This window comes from Pedococcus sp. P2_A3, from assembly GCF_056405035.1.
The window spans coordinates 17,119-42,515 of the sequence record NZ_JBFUCW010000004.1; the positions used below are offsets into that span (position 1 = coordinate 17,119).

Genomic DNA, 25,397 nt, shown 5'->3' on the forward strand with positions numbered 1-25,397 from the left:
GGAATCAGCGCGCCCGCGGGAATCCGCGCGCTGCACGCTCGATACTCCTGTGGTGTCGACGACCCAGCTGGCGTCGGTGGAACCCGCCACCACCGCGCCTGACGCGCTGCCGCCTGCAGCCCGGCCCGCGTGGCGCGGCCACGTGGCCGGCGCCGCCGGCCCGGCCCTGTCTGCGGTGTTGTCGTTGCTGGTCGCGGTGCAGTCGCTGCGCCTCTGGGACTGGCGGCCGGGGGTCCCGCTCGGCCTCGGGGGCGACTCGACCCAGGTCCTCCTGCAGGTCAGGGCGATCATGGACGGCGACGCCTTCGGCTCCACCCACCGTGTGGGCGCTCCTTTCGGCCTGAACGCCTCGTGGTTCGCCACCGGCGACCAGCTCAACTTCCTGGCGATCCGGGTCATCGGCCTCTTCACCGACAGCCCCGCGACCGCGTCGGCCGTGTTCTTCGTCGCCGGCTACCCCGCCGCAGCGCTCGCGGCATACTGGCTGGCGCGGCAGCTGGGCACGGCTCGACCCGCCGCGGTCACCGTGGGTGTGCTGTTCTCGGCGGTCCCGGGCCACCAGCAGTGGTTCGGGCACCTGTGGCTGTCGGCGTACTGGGTGCTCGCGCTCTCGGTCTGGCTCGCCGTCCGCATCGCCACCGGGGGCACTGTCTGGCCCCCTGTCCACGCCCTGCGTGCCGGGTCGCCCGGACGACGACAGGCCTGGCTCCGAGTGGCCCAGGGTGCCGCGATCGCCCTCGCCGTCGGTCTGTCGGACGCCTACTACGTGGCCTTCACGCTGATCCTCCTCGCGGCGGCCCTCGCAGTGCGGTGGGGCACGGTTCGCAACCTCAGGGCAATGCTCCCCGGGGTGGCGGCCACCGCGCTCGTCGCCGTCAGCTGCGCGACGACCCTCGCCCTCGCGGTCGTCGCGCGCCGCGGTGACGTGGTCACCTCCGAGGTCCCCGCCCACCGGACGATCGAGGAGTCGCAGCGGTACGCCGGCCGCATCATCGACCTCCTGCTGCCGTGGTCGGAGCACCGGGTCCCAGCGGTGCGGTGGATCACCACCGTCTACGGGTATGCCGCGCCGGGCACGTCCGAGCGCCACGCCCTCGGGGTCATCGGGGTCTGCGGCCTGGTCATGCTGGTGGTCGTGCTGCTGCGGGCGGTCGCCGGCAGTCGCCGGCCGGCCCCGGTCGTCGGCACCCTCGCCGCCCTCGCTCTGGTCTCGCTGGCCTTCTACACCACCGGCGGGCTCGGCTCGGTCGTCGCGCTCTTCTTCACGACGCAGATCCGCACCTGGGCCCGACTCGGGATCGTCATCGCCCTCCTGTCCCTGCTGGCGGTGGGTCTGTGGATGACCAAGGTGGGCCGTCGGCGACGGGTGGCCTGGCCCCTCGCGGCCGGGCTGCTGCTCGTGGGCTGCCTCGACCAGACCAACCCCGGCGCGGCCCCCGACTACGCGAGCCTGTCGGCCAGGTCTGCCCAGCTGCGCGGATTCAGTGCCCAGCTCGCCGCGGCCACGACGGCACCCTGCGCGGTCTTCCAGCTGCCGGTGACGCCCTACCCCGAGGAACCGGGTTTCGGAGGGATGGGCGACTACGACCACCTGCTGCCGGGGATCGACGCACCGAGCACGCTCACCTGGAGCTTCGGAGCGATCCGGGGCACCTCGAGCTCCGACTGGCAGCTGGCGCTCCCGGTGGACCGCATCCCCGACCTGGTGCCCGACCTGCGGGCCGCGGGGTTCTGCGCGGTCGAGGTCGACCGCTCCGGCTACGAAGGGAGCACCGACCCGACGGACGGGCTCCGGTCGATCCTCGGGCCGCCCGTCGCGCAGACCGACCGGCTGGTGGCCTTCGACCTGTCCAAGGGCCAGGCGGGCGGCGTCGCGCGCGGTCGCGACGACGTCCTGCGGCCGGTGATCGCCGGTCTGGGGGCTCCGCGGGTCCAGCGCGACGCACAGGGGCGGCCGTTCCAGCTGCTCGGGCCGTCAGCGGTCCTGACGGTGAGCAACCTGGGCGACACCGCCGTCCCCGTCACCCTGACCTTCGGCGTGCGCACGCTCGACGGCGCCCCCGACGTGCTCGTGGCGACCGGACCGTCCGGCACACCGCTGCGGATCCCGATCGGTGCCGACCGGCAAGCGGTCACGCTCGAGGTCACGGCGCAACCCGGCTCGTCGACCATCGCGCTGGTGAGCACCGCCCAACCGGTGGACCTCGGCTCCGGGGTGGCGTCGGCCCTCGAAGTCACCGACCTGCGCGCCACCAGCACGGCTGTCGTGAACGTCGCCAGTGCCCAGCAGTTCTTCGCCGCCAGCCCGGTTCCCAGTCGCTAGGGTCTGCGCGTGGTGAACTCCGAGGTCACACCGGCAACTCCGCCGGCCGCGGCCACACCTCTCCCGGCTCCTCAGGGCCTGCTGCGCTGGTCGCCCGTGGTCGCCTTCGGCCTCCTCCTCCTGGTGCTGTGCCGCCACGTCGGGGCCGGGATCGGCGACCCGGACACGCTGTGGCACGTCCTGGCCGGTGACCACCTGCGGCGCACCTGGCAGTTCAGCGGCCCCGACCCGCTGTCGACCTTCACCAACCAGCCGTGGGTGCTCACCCAGTGGTTGCCCGAGCTCGCCCTCTCGCTGGCCAACCAGTGGGGCGGCCTGCCTGCGGTGGCGTTCCTCGCCCAGGTCGGCCGACTCGCCGTGTGCGTCGTCGTCTACGTCGCCTGCCGCCGCACCGGCGGACCCCTCGCCGCCACCCTCGTCACTGGCATCACGGTGCTGGCGACCGCCGCCAGCCTGAGCCCCCGCCCCCAGCTGGTCGGCTTCGTCCTGCTCGCCGTGACGGTCAGCGTCTGGGTGCGCGTGCTCAGCGACCCCCGGGCGCCCTGGGTGCTGGTGCCACTCACCTGGGTCTGGGCGTCCAGCCACGGCACCTGGGTCGTGGGGGTCATGCTCGGCCTGGCCACGACGGCCGGGCTGGTGCTGGACCGCAAGGTCTCGCCGCGACAGGCCGTCCGCCTGGCCGTGGTGCCGGTGGCCAGCGCCGCCGCCGCCCTGGTGACGCCGCTGGGCCCCGGGATCCTCAACGCCTTCGGCCCCGTCCGCGCCGTCAGTCCGTACATCCAGGAGTGGCGGCGCCCCGAGCTCACCGACCCCTCGACGATCGGCCTGGTGCTGCTCGTGGTCGTGGTGGCGCTGGGCTGGCTGCGACGACGTTCCCTCGTGAGCTGGGGGGCCGTCGCGATCCTCCTCGTGGGCGCTGGCTGGGGTTTCACCTACGCCCGCAGCGTCGCGCTCGGCGCCATCATCATCGCCCCGCTCGCCGCCCAGGCCCTCGACGCTGCCCTGGCCCGGGCCAGGCCTCCTCGGGGACGCGAGCCCCTCGTCGTCGCCGGCCTCGTCCTCGCGGCGGTCGCTGCCTGCGCAGTGCTCGCCACCGCCGCGCCGGACCGACCCGTGTCGGTGCCCGACGGCACCACCGCCGCGCTGCGGTCCCTCCCCGCGGGATCGGTGGTCTACAACGACGACTCGCTGGGTGGCTGGCTGATGTGGTCGTTCCCGGGTCTGCACCAGACCGCCGACACCCGGGCCGAGCTCTACGGCCAGGCCCAGGCGCAGAGCTACCTGCGCGTGATGGGGGCGGAGCCGGGATGGCAGGAGGGGTTCGACCAACGTCATCCGGCAGCGGCCCTCGTCCGTGAGGACGTCCCCCTTGCCGGTGCCCTACAGCGGGATCGAGGCTGGACGGTTGCGGCCCGCGACGACGGCTTCGTCCTGCTGCGCCCCTAGCCCCTCGGCAGCCGCCTCTGGCCCCTCGGCCTGCGGTCCATGCCCGTCCCCCTGCGAACGCTGCCACCGGAGCAGGCGGGGCACCGCACCGAGCACCGTGTAGGGGCTGAAGGCACTGAAGACCGGGCAGGCGAGCAGCAGCGCCGGGGCCAGCAGCCACGCGCGCCCGCTCCTCGCCGCCCACACCACGAGGGCCGTGGCGACGACGAACCGGACCACGAACCACGGTCCGCCGCCTCCCGCGTTGGATGCGAGGAACTCGACCCACCGCGGCCAGGCCCGGGGGTTGATCGCCACCGACGCACCCACGACGGCGGTCAGCAGCAGGGCGGCAGAACGCACTGCCCGCCAGTCGCCCCGCAGGACGAACCACAGCCCGACGACTGCCGGGGTCACCTTGGTCAGCAGCGGCGCCACGAGCGCACCGGGCCGGCCCCTGACGGCCAGGACAAGGGCCGCGGCGAGGAACAGGTAGACGTTGCCCAGCAACAGCTCCGGGACGAACAGCGGCGCCAGGGTCAGCGCCTTGCGCCAACCCAGGGGACGGAGCAGCCACGCGAGGACGCCCGCCTGCCCGGCGACCCACACCCCCTGGAAGACCGGCCAGGGCAGCAGCCCGAGGGGCCAGAGCAGCTGGGCGAAGGCCGGGGAGTAGAGGTAGGCGTCGACGTGGTCCGGTGGGGTCGTGTACCAGGTGTCAGGAGAGCGCGCCGCGACCCAGTAGGCATGCGAGTCCGCGCCCACCATGCCGTGCGTGACGTGGACGGCCACCTGCATGACGAGGAACAGCAGCGCGCCGGGGACCAGGGCCACCCAGAGGGCGCGGCTGAACAGCTCGAGTCGCGTCGGGCGAGGCATGGCGGTCAGGTCCTTAGGGCGGGAGTCGGCTGGCCCAGCATGCCGGGCGCCTGAACGGGCATACATCGCCCGTTTGGACACGATTCGCGCTCCGCTACCCTGCCGTCGTGGGCACACCGGAGGGAAACCTGGACTGGGCGCCGGCCGCGCGGCATACCGAGCTGTTGGCGGCGCCGGTGGCACAGGCGATCGCCGCGACCCCCTCCGCCCGGGTCGCGCCGATCGACGCAGAGCTCGCCGACACGGCGGCGTTCTGCGAGGCGTACGACGTGGCGATGGAGAGCTCGGCCAACTGCGTGGTCGTCGCCGGCAAGCGCGGCGGCGAGGTGCGGTATGCCGCGGTGCTGGTGCTGGCCTCGATGCGCGCCGACATCAACGGTGCCGTGCGGCGTCACCTCGACGTGCGCAAGATCAGCTTCGCCTCGATGGACGACGCCGTGGAGCGCACCGGCATGGAGTACGGCGGCATCACCCCGATCGGGCTCCCCGAGGCGTGGCCGGTGCTCGTCGACGAAGCCGTGGTGGCGGCCGGGCGCGTGGTCATCGGCAGCGGGATCCGCGCCAGCAAGGTGCTCGTGGAGAGTGCCGACCTCGTGGCCCTCCCCTCGGCGCAGGTCCTCAGTCTGGGGCAGTGACGGCCACTGCTCGACGACCCGCCGTTCGACGACCCGCCGTTCGCCGAGCCTCAGGCCTCACCGCGAGCGCCACGAGGAACGCCAGGGCGAGCAGCACGTAGGTGGAGGCCACCAGCTGCTCGGCGAGCGACAGGCGCAGGGGGTCGCCGTCGGCGGCCCACATCGGGGGCAGGTACATCACGAGGGTGACCGCCACCGTGGCGACCCACCAGCGCCGACGCGCCATGACCACCAGGGCGGGGACCACCCAGACCCAGTGGTGGGTCCAGGAGATCGGCGAGACCAGCAGTGAACCCGCCGCCACGGCCACGAGCGCCGCCAACGGGTCCCCGGCACGCGTGAGCCGTGTGGCCGTCCACACCACGAGCAGCACGACGACTGCCGCGCTGAGCAGGTACCACGGGCCGGGGTCACCACCCAGCAGCCTGACCCAGGTGGCCCGCAGCGACTGGTTCGTCGCCTCCTCGGCGTAGCCCCCGAACTTGCCCATCGTGGTGAGGTCGTCGAGCCAGTACCGCGCGGACTCCGCGGGGAGGACCACCCAGCCGATGACGACCGTCAGCACCCCGGTGGCTGCGCTCCGCGCCACGGCGGGCCAGTCACGGCGCACCGCGTAGTAGACGACGAAGAACGCCGGGGTCAGCTTGATCCCTGCTGCCAGACCGGTGAGGTAGCCCCGGAAACGGGGTGGCACCACGAAGGCGTCCACCACCACCAGCGCAGCCAGGACGAGGTTGACCTGACCGAAGATGAAGGTCCTCTGCACCGGTTCGAGCACCCAGGCCACGAGGACGAGGACCACCAGCCAGCCGACACGGACCTCCCGACGGGAGCCGGGCTGGCCCTGCTGCAGCGAGACCCGGGCGACCACCACGAGGGCCCCGAGCGAGAGCGCCGACATGACCCACCCGGCAGCGCCCCCCAGCAGCGCGAGCGGCACGAACACGACCGCGGCGAACGGAGGGTAGGTGAACTCCAGGCCACCGGCCGGGGTGCGGTACGGGTCGCCACCGTGGAGCACGGCGTCCCCACCGCGCAGGAAGACATCGAGGTCGACCAGGTTCCAGGTCAGCGGGTCGACCCACCGCACCCACGCGAGGACGAGGGCCAGGAGGCCGACCGCGACGGGCAGCAGCCACGCGGGGGCAAGTCGGTTGGTGGCCACGAGCGGTGACCCTAGCGGCTGGGGCGGTCGGGGTGGCTCGACCGATCACCTGAACATGTTCAACATCGGAGCCCTTCCACAGGTTCGCGAGGAAGTTCTTCAAGGTCGCCGCCGAACCACCCGCTTGGCCGCACGCGGGCAGGCCGTCAGCCGCCGGTACGTCCGCGCAGGTCGGCGACGTGGGGTGAGACCGCCGGGTCGAGGCCGAGCCCGAGCGCCAGGTAGGTCGCCGCGAAGTCGGTGGTCGCGATCTGGCCGGCCAGACGGGTCAGCGGGTGCCCCGGCTGGGCGGTCACCTCGCTGACCCGCACGCCCGCCTCGCGGGCCGCGGTGGTCACCGCCTCCGCCAGGATCCGCGCCTCGTCGGCCTCCCGGGTCAGCGGGTCGGGCAGCACGTCGCGGAGCATGAGCAGCGACAGGCGCGGCGCCGCGGGACCGTCGAGGAACGGGTCGGCGAAGATGTCGTCGCTCGGCTGCTGGCCTCCCCCGGCCCACGGGACCCCGCCGGAGTAGGCGGCCGTGAAGGGCCCGTCGAAACACGCCACCACCTGCGCGGCGTCGTCGGGCAGCTCACCGGAGGTGGCGGGCACCCGGGCCGTCCGGGCCAGCATCGAGGTGGCCCGGGCTGCGGCCACCCCGTTGAGGGGACCGTCGCCGAGGACGACCGGGACCCCTTCGGCCAGGTCGGCGGCCAGCACCTTCGCCGGGTTGACGAACGACTCCGACGATGGCCGGCAGCTCTCGGCCGCCTCGTCGAGCCGGTCCGCGGTCGCGGTCAGCACGCGGGCGTCGACGTCGACGATGCCGAGGTGCCCCGCCCCGAGCAGCACCGGCGCGAGCAGCGACCACAGGGCGGTCCGCGACGTCGTGCGACCACGGCCGATGCCGATGTGCACCCCTCGCGCCTGGGCTGCGACGTCCGCGAGCGGCGAGTCCACCGCGCCCACGGTCAGCAGCGATGCGCCACGGCGGGCCGCCTCGGCGGCCAGCGCGAGCGGCCCGGGGGCGCGACCCGACAGGGACACGGCGATGACCAGGTCGAGCGGCCCCACCCAGCCGGGCAGGGGCACATTGCGACGCACGCTCACCGGGACGGGCGACCCCGGCTCGGCCAGCAGCTCGAGGACGTCGCACACGACGGCCGAGCCGCCGAGCGACGCGACGAGCACGGACCGCGGCCGTTCGCCGCCGCCGACCCGCTCGATCCCGGCCTCCTCGGAGAGGGCGACCGCCTCGCGGACCTGGGCGCCCGCCGTGGCCAGGGCCCGCAGCGTCTGGTGCGAGTCGAGGGACGCCACTGCCTCGTCACTGTCGACGCGCGACTCGTCGAAGAAGGAGGCCATCGTCGGGCCGGCCGTCAGACCGGCTTGCGGGCTTCGTCGACGAGCAGCACCGGCACGCCGTCGTCGATGCGGTACTGCAGGCCGCACTCGGCGTTGGTGCAGTGGAGCTCGGGCTTGCCCTCGACGGTCGCGTCACTGAGCTCGGACCGACAGGCCGGGCACCGCAGGATCTCCCGCAGCCACGGCTCGATCCGGACTTCCTGTCCTTGCGACATCAGCCTTCTCCTCTCACCAGTGCGAGCACATCGTCTCGCACCTGGCTCATCGTGTCTTGGTCGGCCGCCTCGACGTTGAGCCGGAGCAGCGGTTCGGTGTTGGAGGCCCGCAGGTTCAGCCACCACATGGGCTCGTCGTCGGTCGCCGCGTGGGTCGCGGTGAGCCCGTCGAGCTCGTCGAGCTCCGCGCCCCGCTCGACCGCCCAGTCCCGCACCGTCGCCGTGGCGGCCGCGGCGTCGGCGACGGTCGAGTTGATCTCGCCCGAGGCGGCATACCGGCTGTATGCCGCGGTGAGCCGGCTGAGCGGCTCGGCCTGCTCGCCCAGGGCAGCGAGGACGTGCATGGCCGCGAGCATGCCGGTGTCGGCGAACCAGAAGTCGCGGAAGTAGTAGTGCGCGCTGTGCTCGCCCCCGAAGACGGCGTTCTCGCGCGCCATCTCGGCCTTGATGAACGAGTGGCCGACCCGGGTGCGGACACCGCGGGCACCCTGCTCGGCGATGATCTCGGGGACGGCGACCGAGGAGATGACGTTGTAGACCACGGCGACGTCGGCGGCGGCCGACCCTGCGGCGACCTGCTTGGCGATCTCGCGGGTGGCGACGAGCGCCGTGACGGCGCTCGGGCTGACCGGTTCGCCGCGCTCGTCGATGACGAAGCACCGGTCGGCGTCGCCGTCGAAGGCGAGCCCGAGGTCGGCGCCGTGCTCGACGACGGCTGCCTGCAGGTCGCGCAGGTTCTCCGGCTCCAGGGGGTTCGCCTCGTGGTTCGGGAACGTGCCGTCGAGCTCGAAGTAGAGGGGCACGACCTCGAGCGGGAGGGCCGGCAGCCCGCACGCCGTGCCGAGCACCGCAGGGACCGTGTAGCCACCCATCCCGTTGCCGGCGTCGACGACGACCTTGAGCGGCCGACCACCGGACAGGTCCACCAGGCCGCGCAGGAAGGAGGCGTAGTCGGCCAGCACGTCGCGCTCGACCACCGTGCCCACCGGCCCGGGCAGCGGCGCGGCGCTGGTGCCCGAGTCGAGCAGCTGCTGGGCGAGGGCGCTGACGTCGGCGAGCCCGGAGTCCTGGCCGACGGGACGAGCGCCCGCGCGACACAGCTTGATGCCGTTGTACTGGGCCGGGTTGTGCGACGCCGTGAACATCGCGCCGGGCAGGTCGAGGGCTCCGCTGGCGTAGTAGAGACCGTCGGTGCTGCACAGCCCGATCAGGGTGGCGTCGAGGCCCTGGGCCGTCACCCCTGCCGCGAACGCCCGGGACAGCTCCGGCGAGGACGGGCGCATGTCGTGGCCGATGACCACGCCGGGGGCGCCCTCGGGCGTGATGACGGTCTGCGCGAACGCGGCTCCCAGCGCCCAGGCCACGTCGACGTTCAGCTGGTCGGGGACCACGCCACGCACGTCGTAGGCCTTGACGAAGTCGGAGAGCACGGGTTTCGGCACGCTCGAAACCCTAGCGGTCTCAGGAATCGCGCAGGACGCGCAGGTGTCCTCGGCGACCCGTCTCGACCGCTCCGGAGGCATCCTCGTCGGCGGGCCTGCGGGGGGCTTGCGGGGCGGTCTCGCCCAGCCGGGGACGGCCCGCCTCGCGCACGGCGTTCGCCAGCGCCAGGAGGTCGTCGTGCGACGGCTCCGGCTCGACGTACTCGCCCGACAGGCGCACGATCTCCCAGCCGCGCGGAGCGGTCAGGCCTTCGGCGTGGGCGGCGCAGAGGTCGTAGGTGTGGGGCTCGGCAAAGGTGGCGAGCGGGCCGACCACTGCGGTCTGGTCGCCGTAGACGTAGGTGAGTGTCGCGATGGCAGGCTTCGAGCACGCGGTGCGGGAACACCTCCTGGACAGACTCACGTCGCGGACTCTATGCCAGCACGGCGGGGTCTCCGGCTCGGCACGCCGTAGGCTGCGAGCGTGACTTCGGCCGGCATCCCTCCGCGCCCCTCCCGGGCCGCCCGTCGGGACCGCCGCGGCCGTGGGGTGCGAGGTCCGCTGGCCTGGCCGGCGGTCCCGGCCATGACGACCCGTCGCCAGCAGTTCGACGACCTGGTGCTCGACAGCGCCGCCCGCCTCGAAGGCCGGCTGGGGCCGCGGTTCTCCCAGGTCGAGTTCGCGGTCGAGGACGTGCCCCCGACCGACCCCGCCCCGTGGGAGCGCGATGGGGCCCCGCTGGGTCGGGCGTTCCCCGCCCACGGCCGCACACCGGCCCGGATCGTCATCTACCGCAGGCCGATCGAGGCCCGGGCCGAGAGCCAGCGGGACCTGACGGCGATCGTGCAGGACGTCGTCGTGGAGCAGGTGGCGGCGTTGTTCAACCTGCCACCGGGCGACCTCGACCCCCGCTACGACGACGGCAGCTGAGCCCGGGCGGTGCCCGGTGGGGCCGGGCGCACGTCGCACGTCCCAGGGTGCCGGCGTGCCTCGCTAGGGCGAGACCTGACGCAGGCCCACCGAGGTGGTGCGGAGCACCGTGTCACGCAACGGCGTGACCGAGATGAGCCACCCCTGCGGGTCGGGCCGCAGCGCCACGACTCCTGCCCGCACCCGGCCCGCGCCCGAGACGCGGTGCACCCAGACCGAGCTCGCGCCGGTGACGTCGAGGAGGGCTGACGCATCGACCCCGACCTCCGGGCGGCGCGAGGTCTCGACGCCCTGCGCGTCGACGGTCACCACCTCGACCCCGCTGGCGTCGCCCGAGGAGGTGAGGGAGAGGTAGCGCCGGATCGGTATGTCGCCCTCGTTCGGTGTCGTCAGCGGGAGGCCTGCGACGCCGGTGATCGGCGGGGTCGACGAGGCCCAGGCGAGGTCGCCGGGCTGCCCGGGCTGGCCTCGGGTCACGAGCGCTGCGGCCACGACGGGCACGTCGGCGCGCACCTGGATGCCGACGTTGGCGATGCCGAGCTTGGAGAGGTCGATGTCGCGGACGGCGCCGCCGTCGATCCGGATCACTCCCCCACCAGGGAGGGCGCGGGGGCCGTCGGCGGTCAGCACCCGCGCCTGGACGACGGCCTCGGAGCTGCCGGGCACCGCGACGCGCAGCACCGACCGACCGTTGACCGACACCGCCGGGATCACCTGGTCGCGGGACGGGAGGGCAGCCGGCGCCGCATCGTCCGCACCGCCGGACCTCGTGCCGTCGAGCCACGAGTCGTTGACCCACGCGCCGACCACCCCGCCCTCGGCCACGACGTGGACGACGGGACTGGCGATGTCGCCCGAGATGGAGTCGAGGAGGAAGGAGGAGCGGCCGTGGGCCGGCACGAGGATGCCCTTGCCGGTGGGCGACGAGACGGTGCCGTCGGGGCCGTGCAGTGTGGCGTCGACGGTGACCGGGTTGCCACCCGGGTTGGTGAGCACCAGCCGCTCCTGGCGGCCCGCGTCACCGCCACCGGCGGCGATCCAGAACTCCGCCCCCGGCTGACCGCAGGCGGCGCTGCCGAGCGAACGCAGGTCCCCGGTCGGCACCAGCCAACCCTGTGCGGCCGCCACCCCGGCGGCCATCGACTCGGTCGCCGTGACGAGCACGCCCGCGGCGCCGTCCTGGTCGGCGGAGACGGTGCTGGCCCGGGAGGTCACGGGCGCGGCGAGCGCGCCCTTCGGCATACGGCTCAAGGCGAGGCGACCCGGCGCGGGCGCCGGCGTGACCCCCGTGAGGGCCCGCAGCGGTGCCGAGGCAGCGGCCACCCGCACCCCGACGTCGGCGTCGTCCACGCCCGGCACCCCCTTGAGCTCGGGCCCGGGGCACACGAGCGATGCGCTGCGCACGGCGGAGGTGGCGCCGGGCGTGGCCCGCTCGGCGCCGTCGTCGGCACCCACCGCCACCGCGCCCTGGCTGTGCACGGCGCCGAGGACGATGCCGACACCCGCCACGGTCACGAGCGTGGTGCGCAGCATGCCGCTGGCCGAGAGGTTCACGGGCGCCTCCTCCTCGAGGAGCGGTTGCCGAACGGCACCGCCAGGAAGACGACGAGGAGCAGCAGCACACCCTGGGCGTAGCGCCACGTGGAGCTGGTCGGGAGCACCTCGACGGAGATCGTCGCCGGTCCCGCGGGGAGGGCGTAGCTCGCGCTGTCGCCGCTGGGGGCCAGGACGTGTCCGTCGACGCTCACGCGAGCGTGGCGCACCCAGTCGGGGGTCTCGGCCAGGACCAGCGTGGCACCGGTCGGCACCACCGACCGCACGTCGAGGGCGCTGTGGGCTCCGGTCACCGGCACGGCCTGCTCGGTGGACCTGGTGACGATCCGGGCCCGGGACGGCGCGACGGCGTCGTCGGCCGTGCCACCCCCTCCGGGCAGCACCCGCCAGAAGGTCACCCCGTCGTGCTCGCCGAGGCGGCTGAGGCCGGCGGTGGCGTCGAGGGCGCGGATGCGCGGGTCGGTGGCGTCGGTCCGCAGCCCGACGAAGCCCACGGCCTGGTCGGACAGGTCGGCGGCCGGGGTGAGGGCACCGGGCGCGGTGCCCTGGGCGAACAGCTCACCGACCGACGCGGCCAGGGGTGCGCTGCTGGGTCGCAGCGAGGCCGGGGTGGGCAGCGCGCGCACGACGTCGGAGACCTCGCGACCGAGCAGCTGGTAGGTCAACCCTTCGCCCTCGGGCGTGAGGAGCAGCATGCGGTTGGCGATCCCGCTGTCCGCCTGGTCGACCGCCACCGCCGGACGAGGGTCCTGCCACGCAGAGAGCTGGTCGCCGACGGTGCGCCAGGTGAGCCAGCCACCACTGACGAGCACGGAGGCGACGAGGGCACCGGCAACCGGCCAGCGAGCCAGTGCCTGCCACCCGCCCCGGGCGCGGCTCACGGCCAGCCCGTCGGCCCCCATCAACGCCGCAGCGAGGAGGGCCATCGAGAGGACGAGCAGGCCCGTCCCCGCCCACGCGGTGATCGGGCGACCTGCCTCGGGGAGACCCTGGGGCACGAAGCCGAGGTGGAGGCGCGGAGCGACCACGGCGTAGGCGAGCCCGACGAGGCCCACGACGGCCACGACGCTCGCGGCGCGGCCACGGCGGCCCGACCGCAGGAGTCCCAGCAGCCCGGCGACCACGAGGGGCACCGAGAGCAGCACGGGGTAGGACCCGGGGCCACCGGGGTGGAGCAGGGCGATCTGCCAGGTCTCGGCCTGGTCGCTGCCCCAGACCGAGAGCCCGGGCCCGGTGAACACCAGCGCGGGTCGCTCGACCAGGGTGGCGACCCACGGCCCGAGCAGGAGGACGGGCCCGACGACGATCGCGAGGCCACGCACCCGGGCCCAGCCGTGACCGGCCAGCACCACCCCGAGGCCGCACAGGACGACCAGGACGAGCAGGGCAGGGGCGAAGGCGCCCAGGACGGTGGCGGCCAGGACCGTCGCCGCCGTGGCGGTGGTCGTGCCGCCGCGCCGACCGGCGAGTGTCACCCCGGCCGCGACGAGGGGCAGCAGTACCGCCGCGACGATGGCCCCCACGCGGGCGGAGGCGACCGCCGTGGCCAGCACCGCGGTCGTGGACCACGCCACGGCCGCCAGCGCGCGGGGCAGCCGCGAGTGGGTCACGACCCGCGCGCCGAGGTATGCCGTCAGCGTGGCCAGCGGGAGCGCAAAGGTCACCAGCAGGGTCACCACGGACCCGGCCGGCGACGCGGGAGCGCCGAGGAGGGGCAGGTGGGCGACGACCCACGAGAGCCCGGCCAGTACGGCGAGGTGGGGCCCCTGTTCGCCACCGACCCCGAGACCGGCGCCGTGCCAGCCGTCGAGCCAGGTGTGCCAGAGGGTGGCCGCCCCCGCACGCGCCCCGACCGTCTCGCCGCCCGTGAGGCCGTGGTCGAGTCGGTCGCTGAAGCTGCCCCCGAACCGGCGGGTGGCCAGCGCGGACACGACCACCATGGCCAGCACGACCAGCAGCCCCGGGTTGCGCGCCGCCCGTGAGGCCAGGGTGGCGCCGAGGACGTTGAGGTCCTGCGCCTCGTCGGAGACCGGACCCGACTCGATCGCGGCGGCGCGGGCCGAGTCGGCCTCGCCGGGCGTCAGCGCGACCTCGTCGTGGATGAGGTCGGTGGTGTGCCGCAGCACCGTGCGGGGCGGGACGAACAACCCCTGCAGGTCGCGGCGCCGCACCTGGCGGGTGCCGCGGGAGCGCCACCGCGCGCCCAGCACCCGGACGGGCGTGAGCACGGCGCCGATGTCGGAGAACTCGGCCCAGGCGGCGCGGGGGCGCTTCGCGAGCAGCAGCGCCAGCGCGGCCACCGTGCTCGTCAGCACGATCCAGGCGGCGAGCAGGGGCAGCGACCACCAGGCGCACCGGGCGAGCGCGACGCGACGCGCCTGGCGCCGCATCCGGGTGGGCGAGTCGAGCGGCGCGACGTCGTCCGGGCCCCCCTCGGCGCCGGTGCGCAGGGTGGCGCGGGGCACGACGACCACCCGCCGGCCGGACTGCTGGGCCCGCCACGAGAAGTCCACGTCGGCACCGAAGTCACCGAACGCGCGTTCCGGACCGCCGAGCCCGTCGAACAGGCCGCGCTCGACCAGCATCCCGGTGGCACGGATCGCGAGCACGTCGGTGCGGCGGTCGTACTGGCCCTGGTCGGGCTCGCCGGGCGCAGGCGACGGGATGACCCGCCCACTGCGGGTCAGCTGCAGGCCCACGGACCGCAGGGCGCCGGCGCGGGTCCAGTCGAGGAGCTTGGGACCGGCCACCCCGACCGAGGGGCTGCGGCGCACCGCGTCGAGCAGGCGGGCCAGCGTCATGGGGGCGGCGGCGCTGTCGGAGGTGAGCACCCACACGTGGGTGACGGTGCGAGCCGCGTCGGCCGCGTCGGCCGCGTCCCGGTCCGTCGCGTCCACGTCGGTGACGTCCTGGGCGAGCGCCGACCGCACGGCACACGCGAGGGAGGCCGCGCCGGGGACCGTCACGAAGCTGATCGAGCCGATGGCCTCGGCGATCCCGCGGTGGGCCCGCACGGTCTCGACGGCGTTGCCGTCCACGCCGGGGTCGACCACCACGAGCCGGTCTGGGGTGCGCGTCTGGCGCGCGAGGGAGTCGAGGGTCTCCGGGAGCGCCGAGGCGGGGCCCCGCAGGACCAGCACCGCCGTCACCGTCGCGACCGCCGCAGGAGGTCCTGCGGGGTCCGTCACGTCATGGGGCGGGGCAAGCGTCATGCGCTGGTCACGAGGGAGTCGCCACGTCGGCGACTAGACCGCACGCTTCTTGAGCTTGCGGCGCTCCCGCTCGGACAGGCCCCCCCAGATGCCGAACCGCTCGTCGTGCGCGAGGGCGTACTCCAGGCACTCGGCCCGCACCTCGCACCCGACACAGACCTTCTTGGCCTCTCGGGTCGAACCGCCCTTCTCAGGGAAGAACGCCTCGGGGTCCGTCTGGGCACAGAGCGAACGCTCCTGCCACGACATCTCCACCTCTTCGCCACCTTCAAAGGTGACCAACTGAAGTTCCTGCACGGCTTCCTCCTCGACCCGGTGCGCCGCCATGTGACCAACTGGTGTGACACGGTGTGTGACCCAGTGCGATCACAACAATGGAATTACACGCGTGTCATACGTGGTTCGTCAAGCGGAAGTCTGATATTTGCCCGATCGGCTGAACCTTGATAACGCCTCTTCACCTGGCGCTAGAGGTGCGGTACAGGGCCATGGCGGGGCAGAGGCGGATGGCGGCGGCCCGGGCCTGCTCACCGTCGTCGGTCCCTCCCGCCGCCCGGTCGAGCACCAGGGGGTATCCCCACTCGTCGAGCCGGACCGTCCCCGGGAGCAGGCTGGCACAGATCCCGTGGCCGGTGCAGCGGACCCGGTCGACCCGCAGCCCTCCCGTCGGGTCAGTGCGTGAAGGAGTGCTGCGCATCGGTCTTCCTGACGTCGTGGTGGGCACTGCAGCGACCGCTGGCGTGCTCGGCAAGGTGGTCGTGGAGCACCCGCAGGGCCGAGGTGGCGAACCCGGCGACCCCGTCGGGGAACCGACACGCACCACGATCGACCAGGGACCGCGCGCGCTTCGAGAGCCGTCGACGGGCCTGCTGCCCCTCAGGGCCGCCTGCCGCGAGGTCGTGCCAGTCGGCGGCCACGGACGGCAGCCCGAACATGCACGGACCGCACTGCCCAGCGCTCTCCCCCGCCGCGTAGTCGAGCCACCGACCCACTTCCTCGACCGGGCAGGCTCGTTCGTCGAACACGTGGACCACCCCGGGACCAGTCCGGCCACCGAACTCCGCGAGGGCGGCCGAGGACCACACGGTCCGCAGGGCCTCCCGCCGGCTCAGCAGGACGCCGCCGAGCCCTCCGACGACGACGGGACCGGGCTCGGCGCCCGCGACGTCGAGGATGTCGGCGAGCGCGGCACCGGTCACGACGTCGAGGACCCCGGGGCGGGCGACCGCTCCACCCACCGCGACCAGGCGCGGTCCGGGCTCGCTGGGAAGGCCCTGGCTGCGGAACCAGTCCGGGCCGTGGTCGACGACCTGGGCCACCCGCCACACGGTCTCGGCGTTGAGGACGAGGGTCGGCCGGATGCGGCGGCCCTCGCTGTCCGCACCGCCGCGGACGAAGGGTGCGCGCTTGGTCATCGGACGGGCCAAGCCTCCCTGGGCGAGGGAGATCAGCGAGGTCTCCTCCGAGGCCACGTAGCGCGCGGGGGCCGACAGCACGTCGAGCCCGGCAGCACGCAGTCGTGCCTCGGTCGCGGAGCCGCGGTGGGCGGCATACCGGACCCGGCGGCGACCGGCGACGAGCTTGGCGCCACGGACCAGGGCGTCGAGGTGCTCGGCGACGACGTAGCCGTCCTTGGCCGCGCCGATCTCCCCGTCACACGCGTTGACGATGAGGGAGGCGCGGTGGTCCCGTGCTGCGCGCAGCTTGGTGGCGGTGCTGAACGCGGCGCCGCCACGGCCGGTGAGCCCGGCGCGGTCGAGGAGCTCGACGAGGTCCTGGGTCATGACCACTCCTGGCCGACGATCGCCTGGCGGCGGGCGCGGTCGGCGTGCGTGGAGAACGCGCGCCACAGGAGGCTGACCCCGCCCACGACGGCGCACGCCACGGGGACGGCGCGCAGGAGCGGCTCGTTGGCCGTGCCCATGGCATAGCCGTGGACCAGGGCCATCGGCCACAGGGCGAACGCGAGGAGGTGGACGCCTCTCCAGACTCGTCGCGAGAGGCGGTGCCGCAGCAACGACGTCGCCACCACGGCCAGGATCAGGTCGAACGCGAGGGTGCCGAGGCCCACCCACCACGGCTGGTAGCCGGCGGTGAACGGCACGAACGCCGAGATCCAGTCGATGCTCACATAGGTCTCGACGATGGCGGTCGCGATGTGCGCGAGGAGGAATGCCGACGTCCCGAGGGCCAGGGTGCGGTGCAGCCCGACGACCACGGTCTGGCTGACCGCGCGAGTGCGTCGGCCGGCGGTCAGCGCGCCGAGCACCAGCACGGCCGTGAGGAGCACGATGCTCACGGTCCCCGTGGCTCGGGAGAGAAACCACAGCAGCTCGTTCATGCCGCGCTCCGCGCCGGGGGCACGGGCGTGGGCCACCCCGGCGTGGTGACCACCGGGCCGCCATCGGCCGCGTCGAGCCGCGCCGGTATGCCGCGCGCCTCCAGCCAGGCGGGCGCCGCGAGCCCGAGCACCACTGCGGCGGTGGACGCGGCGTTGGCCTCGAGGGCGTTCGTGGCCGCGCAGGTGACCTGCTCCCAGACGACCGGGGCGCTGCGTCCGGTGCGCGGGTCGACGATGTGGTGGTGGGACTCACCGTCCTTGGACCAGGTGCGCTTGCGCGTGGAGGACGTGGCGAAGGCCTGGCCGAGGCTGCTGACCACCTGGCGGACGTCGCCGTCGGTGCCTTCGATCCCGATCTGCCAGCCGTCGGTCGGCAGCTCTCCGGAGACCGCGATGTCGCCACCGAGGTTGACGAGGAACCCGCCGGGAAAGCGCGCGGCGAGCGCCCGCGCGATGGTGTCGGCGGCGTGCGCCTTCGCGCTGGCACCGACGTCGATGACCGTGCCCGGGTCGACGCGCACGCACCGGGCGTCGACATCGAGGCGGAGGCTGCGCCACCCCGGGACGACGAGCGGGACCGCGCGGGCGTCGTCGTCACCGGACACTGCCTCGCGACCGGGCACCGCCTCGCGACCGGGGACCGCCTCGCGACCGGGGACCGCCTCGCGGGCGCGCACCACGTCGAGGTCGGCGTCGTACCCCGAGGCGATGACGGCACCACCGACGGTGGGGTCGACCAGGCCGTCGGTCAGGGCCGCTGCTCGCAGCGCCGCCTGCAGGGTGTCGGCCAGGACCGACGAGACCAGCGCCGCCGCCTCGCGGTTGGCGGCGAGGCGCGCCAGGGCACTGACCTCGGAGTCGGCGCGGAAGCGGCTGGCGGCGAGGTCGAGGTCGGCGAGGTGCGTGCGAGCGATGACGATGGCCTCGCCCAGGACCTCCGGTCGCGTGACGACCAGCTGGTGACGGGTGCCGATGGCGTCGAACGCCGCGGACGCCGTGATCGCGTGCTGGGGGACGGCCCCCACGTCGGCGGTCACGACCCGCTCGAGTTCGACTGCGACGAGCCTGAGCCCGAGGTGACGCCCTGCACCGCTCCGAAGCTCGAGCTGCTCGACGACGACCCCGAGGACGCCGACCCCGAGGACGCCGACGACCCCGCTGAGTTCGCGGACGGGTCGACGGACGTGCCCTGGGACGTGGACGTCCCGGCTGCGCTCGTGGTCGTCTGCGCCTGGTCGGCCAGGTGCACGCCGACGACCCCGGCGCTGAGGGCCGCGGCGAGCAGGGCGCCGGCGCTCCAGCGGCGGACGAGGGTGAGCGGGCTGTGCGGGGAAGTCATCGGAAGGTCCTTCTCTGGTCGGGTTCGTCCACCGTGGCGGCCCCTGCTGTGTCTCTCCTGTGTCACACCCATGGGTCTGTCGGGTCCTTGTGGTGGAGAGGTCGTGGGGACGCCATGGAGACCCTGTGGGCCTAGGAGCCGGACGTCGTGGCCTGTGGCTGCTGCGGAGCGGGCTGGACGGGGGTGACGCTGCGGAAGGTCCGCGTCGGCTTCGTGGCGCGAGATGGCGTGGTCCTGGCCCGCCGGGTCGCTGCCCGGCTGGTGACGGGATTCCTGGCTGACGTCGTGGCCGGAGCCGTCCCGGGAGTGGCTGCGGGGCGGGCCACGTCGGCCGCGGCGGCGTGGGCCAACCTGCGTGCGTGGTGGCCGGCGAGGTGCACGGTCACCACGCCCGCCCCCACGGCTGCCGCGACGAGGCTTCCCGCCGTGACGCGGTGGATCAGGCGAACGAGACGTCGAGGGTCGGTGGGAGGCATGGTGACCACGGTGCGCCTTCCTTGCTGTACGCCACCTGAGCGTTGCTGTGCGCAGCCTGAGCGTTGCTGTGAGCCACCTGAAGGACGGGTGGTCTGACCCGCCGCGTCCGGACCGACGCCTGCTGCAAGACTGCGCACATGCGCATCACGGCACTGGCCGGTGGCGTCGGAGGAGCCCGTTTCCTGCGCGGCCTCCGCACCCACCTCGACCACTCCCCCGTCCTCGCAGACACCGAGCTCACCATCATCGGCAACACCGGTGACGACATCAGCCTGTTCGGGCTGCGGGTCTGCCCCGACCTCGACACGCTGCTCTACACCCTGGGTGGCGGCAGCCACGAGGCCCAGGGCTGGGGACGGGCCGACGAGAGCCACCGGGTGCTCGGCGAGCTTGCCGCCTATGGCGCGGTGCCGCAGTGGTTCGGCCTCGGCGACCTCGACTTCGGCACCCACATCGTCCGCTCCCAGTGGCTGGGCCAGGGCCTGTCGCTCTCCGAGGTCACGGCCCGCCTCGCGGCGCGCTGGGGCCTGCCCGACCAGCGGGTGACCCTGCTGCCGATGAGCGACTCCCCCGTCGAGACCCACGTGGTCATCGAGGACGAGCAGGGTCAGCGCGCCATCCACTTCCAGGAGTGGTGGGTCCGCCACCAGGCGTCCATCCCGGCGCAACGGTTCCAGGCCGTCGGCATGGACCGCGCCACGGCCGCACCGGGCGTGCTCGACGCGATCCGCGGTGCCGACGTCGTCCTGCTGCCGCCGAGCAACCCGGTGGTCTCCATCGGGATCATCCTCGGGGTGCCGGGGGTGCGGGATGCGTTGCGTGGCACCGCTGCTCCCGTCGTCGGCGTCTCCCCCCTCATCGGCGGTATGCCGGTGCGTGGCCACGCCGACGCGTGTCTCCGCGCGATCGGCGTCGAGTCCACGGCGGCCGCCGTGGCAGGGCTCTACGAGGACTTCCTCGACGGCTGGCTGGTCTCGCCCGAGGACGAGCCGTCGGTGCGGCTCCCCCGGGCCACGGTCCGCAGCCGGCCGCTGCTCATGACCGACAACGGTGCGGCGGCCGAGATCGCCGGGGCCGCGCTCGACCTGGCGCTCGAGCTGGCCGTCGCCACCCGGGGCGCCTGAGCCGTGCCGGCCCTCTCGATCCTGCCGGTGACCGGTGTGCCCGAGGTCCAGGCCGGTGACGACCTGGTGGCGCTGCTCCTGGCGTCCCTCGCCGCCGCGGACCTGGCCCTCGTCGACGGTGACGTCGTCGTCGTCTCGAGCAAGGTGGTCTCGAAGGCGCTGGGCCTGTGGGCCGACACGGAGCTCAAGGGCGCGGCGGTGATCAGCCAGACCATCCGGGTGGTGGCTGAACGCAGGACCGGCGACCGGGTGACGCAGATCGTGCAGTCGACGGCTGGGCCGATCATGGCCGCAGCCGGGGTGGACGCGTCCAACACCGGGGGCCGTGATGCGGTGCTGTTGCTGCCCGCAGACCCGGACGCCGAGGCGGAGCACCTCCGGGTGGCGCTGCTCGCCGCCACCGGGCTGTCGCGGATCGGCGTGGTGGTGAGCGACACCGCGGGGAGGCCGTGGCGGTTCGGGCAGACCGACTTCGCCCTCGGCGCCGCGGGCGTCGTGGCCGTCGACGACCTGCGCGGCGGCGTGGACGCCGACGGCCAGCCGCTGTCCGTGACGGCCCGCGCAGTCGGCGACGAGCTGGCTGCTGCCGCCGACTTGGTCAAGGGCAAGGCCGATGCGATCCCGGCCGCGGTCGTCCGAGGGACCCCGTGGGCGCGTGCCGAGCGCGGTGCGGGCGCCCGGGCGTTGATCCGCACCGGACGCGAGGACTGGTTCGACTACGGCCGGGCCGAGGCCGTCCGGGCCGCCCTCGGCGTCGAGCCGGGGGAAGGCACCGCTGAGCAGGTCGGGATCCCCGCCGTCGGCCCGGAAGACGTGTCAAGCCGCCTGCACCGGGCTGTGGCCGTGGCCCTGCTCGGCGCCCCGGACGTCGGCATCGACGTCGGCCACCACGACGGCGGGGGGCAGGTGCACCTGAGCAGCCCCTCGGCATACCAGCTCGGCATCGCCGTGGCCCGGCTCGAGGTGGCGCTCTGGGGCGAGGGGCTCACGGCCGAGGTCCCCGACGAGGTGGCCGGGCTCGACCTCCGGCTCGAGGTCCACGACCGCTGACCACCGCCGGGTCCTGGGTCGCGCCCTGGGTCGGGTCCTGGGTCGCGCCCTGAGTCGCATCCTGGGTCGCGCCCTGAGTCGCATCCTGGGTCGCGCCCGGGGCCCCGACCTGTTGCCGGCAGATCCTCACCGGGACGCCGATCCAGCGGTCCCGTGCCCACCAGACCGCAACAAGTCCAGGGTGACTAGTCAGAGGTGACGGCCGTCAGCGGCGGGTCGGGAGGTGGGTCCTCGGCGCCATGCGCGGACCCCGTCGGGGGCGGGCCGCCCCCGCCAGCCCGAGCAGGTGCTGCACGCGGTAGCGGTGTCCGCGGTAGGGCTCGAGCAGCTCGGCGAGGACGTCGTCGTCATGGGCCTCGCCCAGCAAGGCCCAGGTGAGGTCCTTGGCCACGTGGTAGTCGCCGAAGCTCACGGAGTCGGGGTCACCCAGAGCGCGTTGGGCGACCTCGGCCGCCGTCCACACACCGATGCCGGGGACGGATCGCAGCCGACGGTGCGCGGCCGGGAGCGGCAGACCGGCGCACTCCTCGATGCGGCCGGCCACCTTCGCCGCCCGGACCACGGTGCCGGACCGCGCGCCGTCGACCGATGCGGCCAGCCAGTCCCACGACGGGATGGCGGCCCACTGGGCCGCCGTCGGGGCGACCCACAGCCGACGCTGTTCACCCGGACCCGGGGCCCGCGAGCCGAACCGGTGGACGAGGGTGCGGTAGCCGCCGAAGGCCTCCTTGCCGGTGACCTTCTGCTCGATCGCGGCCGGCACGAGGGCGTGCATGACCAGGCCGGAGCGCGGCACGTGCCACGCGGCATACCTCTTCCAGGCGCTGGCCACCTGGGGGTGGTGCGCCACGAAGTCACTGTCGTCATCGTCCTCGCCGAGCAGCGAGGGCACCTGGTCGAGTGCCCACTGCGCCCCGTCACCCCAGGCCGTGGCGACCACCTCACCGACATCGCGTCGCTGTTCGAGGCGCAGGGTCGCCGGCCCCACCGGCGTCGGCAGGCCGAGCCACCAACCGTCACCACGGTCGGGCTGGAAGGTCGGGTCGCCTCCCCCGCGGCGGAACGCCGAGACGATCAGTCCGACGGCAGTGGCCCGGCCGGGACGCCACACGCGGGTGGTCTCGACCGTCGGGGACATGCCGCCAGTGTCGCGCGTTGGGGTGACAGAGTCCGCAGGCGGGCCACGTAGACTCTGCGCGACCCGCCCCCGAACGACCCCGAGGAACCCGTGGCAAACAAGCGCGCGAGCCAGGACCGCAAGGCCCGACTGGCCGAGATCCAGAACCAGCAGAAGGCCAAGGAGCGGAAGGTTGTCGTCGGCATCGTCATCGGCTGCCTCGTGCTGCTGGCCGGTCTCACGGGGGTCGTCCTCTACGCGATCAACGACGCCAAGGGCAAGCAGCTCCCCGCCCTCGGCGTCTCCGTGGCAGCCGCCAAGTGCGACCCGGTCACCACTGACACCGCGTCCGGCTCGGGCGAGCACGTCGGGCCGGGCACGCAGAAGCCCGACCAGACCTCGGTGCAGTACACGACGATCCCGCCGAGCAACGGCGCCCACTTCGTCAGCCCCGACGTCAGCGGCCGCGACTTCTACACCGCCACCGACCGTCCCGTCCTCGAGACGCTGGTCCACAACCTGGAGCACGGCTACACGATCCTCTGGTACGACGGCACCAAGGTGAAGGACACCTCGCTCCTCAAGGACGTCGCCGACCAGGCCAACAAGCTCGCCGAGACCAGCGGGAAGTTCAAGGTCGTCGAGTGGGACCCCAGCCGGGGCGCGTTCCCCGCCGGCAAGCCCTACGCGCTGTCGCACTGGGCCAAGGACGCCGGCCACCGCCAGCTCTGCGGCGACCTCTCCGGCCAGGTCATCATCGACTTCGTGAAGAAGTACCCGAAGACCGACACCCAGGAGCCGGGCGCCGCCTGACCCCTCTGGTCCCCGGCCGCCACGCCCCGGTATGCCGCCCGCTCGCCTGAGCGGGCGGCATACCTGTCTCTGCGGTGAGGACGCGACGCCGCGGGGCGGTGTTCGGTGCCGCGGTGAGGCCGCGGGGCGTCAGAGCTGGAGGGGGTCGAGGCGCAGCGGGGGTCCGGCCGGTCGGGCGTCCTTGAAGGCCGCCCAGATGTAGGTCGGCGCCATCGGCGCGGCAGCCTCGAGGACGCGACCGGGCACCCGGCTCACCCACGCCGGGATCTGGTCGGTGCCGGCGAAGGCCGCGCTGTCCGCGAGCACCGGCAGCGTGTAGTCCCAGACGTCGAAGGCGCCGAAGAGGCGGCGCAGCCCGGCCCGGGTGTAGTAGTGCTCGTAGTAGTGCTCCCCGCGACCGGTCAGCCGCATGTAGCGGTCGGCCGCGGGCTGGGGCAGCCAGGACAGGAACGGCAGCTTGTAGTGCGGCTCGACGACCTGGAAGCGGTGACCGACCCCGAGGTACAGCACACCGGTGGGGCTCAGCACGCGGTGGATGTCGGCGACCACCGACTCGGGGTCGACCACGTGCTCGTAGATGTGGTTGAAGACGACGACGTCCATCGAGCCGTCCTCGAACGGGAGCGCCTCACCGCGGGCCAGGCTGAACTCGACGCGGTCCCCGAACCGGGCCCGCGCCGCGATCAGCCCCGGTTCGTCGATGTCGACTCCCGTGGTGTGCGCCCCGGCCAGGGCCAGCTCGTCGGCGATGAAGCCGGCCGAGCACCCGACGTCGAGGGCGCGCAACCCGGCCAGGTCGGCGCGCCCCAGCGCGTGCCGGACGACGGCGAGGATCTTCTGGGCCTTCTGGCGACGCTTGCGCTCGTCGAGCATCGCCCCCATCAGCTCGGAGTAGGCCAGCTGCTCGGCCCGTCCGGCGAGGGCTCCGCCGGGCGCCTCCGGTGAGTCGGGTGAGTCGGGTGAGTCGGGCGACACGGGCCCGTCGGGGCTCGCACCCTCGGCACTCACGAGCTGGTCTCCTCGGCGGCCACGTCGGGGTCGATCTCGATGTGGTCGTGCTCCCGCTCCTGCGGCGAGGTGACGAGGTGGTGCGAGCGCGCGTAGAGCCAGCCACCCAGGGCGAACACGACGTCCGCGGCCACGGTGAGGAAGCGCGAGAGCACGACCACGGCGGTGGCCGCGGAGGTCGAGGTCACCGGCGCGAGGATCAGCACCAGCACTCCTTCGCGCACACCCACGCCGGCCGGCAGCACGACGCTGAACATCGCGATCGACGACGCCAGCGCGAACCCCGAGAGGCTCGCCAGCACCAGCTGGCCCGTGCCGGTGTCCTCGCCGGTGGCCCTGGCCAGCACCAGCACGTGCAGCCCGGAGGAGACCCAGGCCCCGATGAAGAACAGCGTCGCGGTCAGCACGGCCCGGCCGGAGAGGCGGTGCTCGAGCTGCTCACGGCGCAGCACCCGCAGGACGGTGGCGATCCCCCAGTTGAGCAACGGCGGCCAGAGCACCACCGCCAGCAGCGGGACCGCGAGCAGGAGCGCCCAGCCGGTGCGCGCCGCCGAGTCGTCACGGGTGATCAGCAGCGGCAGGGCGGGAGCGCCCACGATCAGCCCACAGATGGCGGCCATCGCGACGGAGACGAACGCGACCACCGCCGAGCGCTTGCGGGGGATGTGCAGCCGGGCGCCGATCTCGGCCTGCGCGACGATGCTCCAGACGGCCCCCGGCACGTACTTGCCGAGCTGGCCCACGAAGAAGATGCCGCCGGCCGGGGCGACGTGCAGCGGCGAACCGAGGTCGGCCATGAGCACCCGCCACCCCAGCACCGTGAAGATCGGGGGCAGGCAGACGAGCACCGCGGCGAGGGCGAACGTCGCCGCGTCGATCCGCCCGATGTCAGCCGACACCTCGCGCCAGTTCTTGGCGACGGCCACCGTCACCGCCGTGACGACCAACAGGGCCAACAGGATCCGCAGCCCGCTGAAGACCCGGGCGCGGGTGGAGGAGGCGGTGCGCGTGGGTGCCGGGGCCAT

25 protein-coding genes are annotated in these 25,397 nt (G+C 73.9%); 7 read left to right on the top strand and 18 right to left on the bottom strand.

Annotation, left to right across the window (positions count from 1 at the left end; all coding sequences use genetic code 11):
* Window positions 1-52 precede the first annotated feature (52 nt).
* Entirely contained in the window at window positions 53-2,323 is a 2,271-nt protein-coding gene (locus tag AC1DX8_RS04430) for a hypothetical protein (protein WP_477628700.1), read from the top strand.
* A gap of 9 nt (window positions 2,324-2,332) precedes the next feature.
* Window positions 2,333-3,769 carry a hypothetical protein gene (locus tag AC1DX8_RS04435; protein ID WP_477628701.1) on the top strand — a complete coding sequence of 479 codons (1,437 nt, stop codon included), beginning with the start codon at window positions 2,333-2,335 and terminating at the stop codon, window positions 3,767-3,769.
* On the opposite strand, the gene AC1DX8_RS04440 is transcribed toward AC1DX8_RS04435, so the two are convergent.
* On the bottom strand, window positions 3,704-4,627 hold the full coding sequence (locus AC1DX8_RS04440) for a glycosyltransferase 87 family protein (RefSeq protein WP_477628702.1): 924 nt from the start codon (window positions 4,625-4,627) through the stop codon (window positions 3,704-3,706). The two genes, AC1DX8_RS04435 and AC1DX8_RS04440, sit on opposite strands and share 66 nt — an antisense overlap.
* Window positions 4,628-4,734: 107 nt before the next feature.
* On the opposite strand from AC1DX8_RS04440, the gene AC1DX8_RS04445 reads away from it, so the two are divergent.
* Window positions 4,735-5,262, top strand: coding sequence for a YbaK/EbsC family protein (locus AC1DX8_RS04445; RefSeq protein ID WP_477628703.1), 528 nt, complete (start codon window positions 4,735-4,737; stop codon window positions 5,260-5,262).
* Here the strand turns inward: AC1DX8_RS04445 and AC1DX8_RS04450 are convergent.
* The 5 genes from AC1DX8_RS04450 to AC1DX8_RS04470 all read right to left on the bottom strand — a co-directional run bounded on the left by AC1DX8_RS04450 (window position 5,246) and on the right by AC1DX8_RS04470 (window position 9,830).
* A complete protein-coding gene (locus AC1DX8_RS04450) occupies window positions 5,246-6,427 on the bottom strand; it encodes a glycosyltransferase 87 family protein (RefSeq protein WP_477628704.1) in 1,182 nt (393 codons plus the stop codon). The two genes, AC1DX8_RS04445 and AC1DX8_RS04450, sit on opposite strands and share 17 nt — an antisense overlap.
* Window positions 6,428-6,573: 146 nt before the next feature.
* Window positions 6,574-7,770, bottom strand: coding sequence for an SIS domain-containing protein (locus tag AC1DX8_RS04455; protein WP_477628705.1), 1,197 nt, complete (start codon window positions 7,768-7,770; stop codon window positions 6,574-6,576).
* A 14-nt stretch (window positions 7,771-7,784) separates the two neighbouring features.
* On the bottom strand, window positions 7,785-7,985 hold the full coding sequence (locus AC1DX8_RS04460; protein WP_477628706.1) for a Trm112 family protein: 201 nt from the start codon (window positions 7,983-7,985) through the stop codon (window positions 7,785-7,787).
* A complete protein-coding gene (locus AC1DX8_RS04465) occupies window positions 7,985-9,427 on the bottom strand; it encodes a phosphomannomutase/phosphoglucomutase (protein WP_477628707.1) in 1,443 nt (480 codons plus the stop codon). The genes AC1DX8_RS04460 and AC1DX8_RS04465 overlap by 1 nt, the downstream gene beginning before the upstream one ends.
* A gap of 19 nt (window positions 9,428-9,446) precedes the next feature.
* The gene (locus AC1DX8_RS04470; protein ID WP_477628708.1) at window positions 9,447-9,830 is read right to left on the bottom strand and encodes a DUF3499 domain-containing protein; all 384 of its coding nucleotides are present in this window, start codon (window positions 9,828-9,830) and stop codon (window positions 9,447-9,449) included.
* Window positions 9,831-9,890: 60 nt separating this feature from the next.
* Here AC1DX8_RS04470 and AC1DX8_RS04475 point away from each other — a divergent pair, with 60 nt between their 5' ends.
* Window positions 9,891-10,337, top strand: coding sequence for a metallopeptidase family protein (locus AC1DX8_RS04475; protein ID WP_477628709.1), 447 nt, complete (start codon window positions 9,891-9,893; stop codon window positions 10,335-10,337).
* Between the two features lie 63 nt (window positions 10,338-10,400).
* Here the strand turns inward: AC1DX8_RS04475 and AC1DX8_RS04480 are convergent, their stop codons facing one another.
* The 9 genes from AC1DX8_RS04480 to AC1DX8_RS04520 all read right to left on the bottom strand — a co-directional run bounded on the left by AC1DX8_RS04480 (window position 10,401) and on the right by AC1DX8_RS04520 (window position 19,259).
* Window positions 10,401-11,891 (bottom strand): DUF5719 family protein, encoded by a 1,491-nt coding sequence (locus AC1DX8_RS04480; protein WP_477628710.1) that lies wholly within the window; start codon window positions 11,889-11,891, stop codon window positions 10,401-10,403.
* Complete coding sequence (locus AC1DX8_RS04485; RefSeq protein ID WP_477628711.1) at window positions 11,888-15,103, bottom strand: glycosyltransferase; 3,216 nt, start codon at window positions 15,101-15,103, stop codon at window positions 11,888-11,890. The genes AC1DX8_RS04480 and AC1DX8_RS04485 overlap by 4 nt, the downstream gene beginning before the upstream one ends.
* A gap of 33 nt (window positions 15,104-15,136) precedes the next feature.
* Window positions 15,137-15,430 carry a WhiB family transcriptional regulator gene (locus AC1DX8_RS04490; protein WP_477628712.1) on the bottom strand — a complete coding sequence of 98 codons (294 nt, stop codon included), beginning with the start codon at window positions 15,428-15,430 and terminating at the stop codon, window positions 15,137-15,139.
* Window positions 15,431-15,560: 130 nt separating this feature from the next.
* Window positions 15,561-15,800 (bottom strand): ferredoxin, encoded by a 240-nt coding sequence (locus tag AC1DX8_RS04495; protein ID WP_477628713.1) that lies wholly within the window; start codon window positions 15,798-15,800, stop codon window positions 15,561-15,563.
* The gene (locus AC1DX8_RS04500; RefSeq protein ID WP_477628714.1) at window positions 15,775-16,887 is read right to left on the bottom strand and encodes an NADH-ubiquinone oxidoreductase-F iron-sulfur binding region domain-containing protein; all 1,113 of its coding nucleotides are present in this window, start codon (window positions 16,885-16,887) and stop codon (window positions 15,775-15,777) included. The genes AC1DX8_RS04495 and AC1DX8_RS04500 overlap by 26 nt, the downstream gene beginning before the upstream one ends.
* Window positions 16,884-17,444 carry a ferric reductase-like transmembrane domain-containing protein gene (locus AC1DX8_RS04505; RefSeq protein ID WP_477628715.1) on the bottom strand — a complete coding sequence of 187 codons (561 nt, stop codon included), beginning with the start codon at window positions 17,442-17,444 and terminating at the stop codon, window positions 16,884-16,886. The genes AC1DX8_RS04500 and AC1DX8_RS04505 overlap by 4 nt, the downstream gene beginning before the upstream one ends.
* A complete protein-coding gene (locus tag AC1DX8_RS04510) occupies window positions 17,441-18,481 on the bottom strand; it encodes an FAD:protein FMN transferase (RefSeq protein WP_477628716.1) in 1,041 nt (346 codons plus the stop codon). The genes AC1DX8_RS04505 and AC1DX8_RS04510 overlap by 4 nt, the downstream gene beginning before the upstream one ends.
* Window positions 18,478-18,783 (bottom strand): hypothetical protein, encoded by a 306-nt coding sequence (locus AC1DX8_RS04515; RefSeq protein ID WP_477628717.1) that lies wholly within the window; start codon window positions 18,781-18,783, stop codon window positions 18,478-18,480. The genes AC1DX8_RS04510 and AC1DX8_RS04515 overlap by 4 nt, the downstream gene beginning before the upstream one ends.
* Window positions 18,784-18,914: 131 nt before the next feature.
* Window positions 18,915-19,259 (bottom strand): hypothetical protein, encoded by a 345-nt coding sequence (locus tag AC1DX8_RS04520; RefSeq protein ID WP_477628718.1) that lies wholly within the window; start codon window positions 19,257-19,259, stop codon window positions 18,915-18,917.
* A 138-nt stretch (window positions 19,260-19,397) separates the two neighbouring features.
* Here AC1DX8_RS04520 and cofD point away from each other — a divergent pair, with 138 nt between their 5' ends.
* Entirely contained in the window at window positions 19,398-20,384 is a 987-nt protein-coding gene (gene cofD, locus AC1DX8_RS04525; RefSeq protein ID WP_477628719.1) for a 2-phospho-L-lactate transferase, read from the top strand.
* Between the two features lie 3 nt (window positions 20,385-20,387).
* On the top strand, window positions 20,388-21,434 hold the full coding sequence (cofE, locus tag AC1DX8_RS04530) for a coenzyme F420-0:L-glutamate ligase (RefSeq protein ID WP_477628720.1): 1,047 nt from the start codon (window positions 20,388-20,390) through the stop codon (window positions 21,432-21,434).
* A 205-nt stretch (window positions 21,435-21,639) separates the two neighbouring features.
* On the opposite strand, the gene AC1DX8_RS04535 is transcribed toward cofE, so the two are convergent.
* Window positions 21,640-22,572: a DNA-3-methyladenine glycosylase family protein gene (locus tag AC1DX8_RS04535; protein ID WP_477628721.1), complete on the bottom strand. Its 933-nt coding sequence runs from the start codon at window positions 22,570-22,572 to the stop codon at window positions 21,640-21,642.
* 90 nt (window positions 22,573-22,662) lie between these two features.
* Here AC1DX8_RS04535 and AC1DX8_RS04540 point away from each other — a divergent pair, with 90 nt between their 5' ends.
* Window positions 22,663-23,364 carry a DUF3105 domain-containing protein gene (locus AC1DX8_RS04540; protein ID WP_477628722.1) on the top strand — a complete coding sequence of 234 codons (702 nt, stop codon included), beginning with the start codon at window positions 22,663-22,665 and terminating at the stop codon, window positions 23,362-23,364.
* A gap of 129 nt (window positions 23,365-23,493) precedes the next feature.
* Here the strand turns inward: AC1DX8_RS04540 and AC1DX8_RS04545 are convergent, their stop codons facing one another.
* Window positions 23,494-24,372 carry a class I SAM-dependent methyltransferase gene (locus AC1DX8_RS04545; RefSeq protein WP_477628723.1) on the bottom strand — a complete coding sequence of 293 codons (879 nt, stop codon included), beginning with the start codon at window positions 24,370-24,372 and terminating at the stop codon, window positions 23,494-23,496.
* Window positions 24,369-25,397 (bottom strand): lysylphosphatidylglycerol synthase domain-containing protein, encoded by a 1,029-nt coding sequence (locus tag AC1DX8_RS04550; protein ID WP_477628724.1) that lies wholly within the window; start codon window positions 25,395-25,397, stop codon window positions 24,369-24,371. Before AC1DX8_RS04550 ends, AC1DX8_RS04545 begins: the two co-directional genes overlap by 4 nt.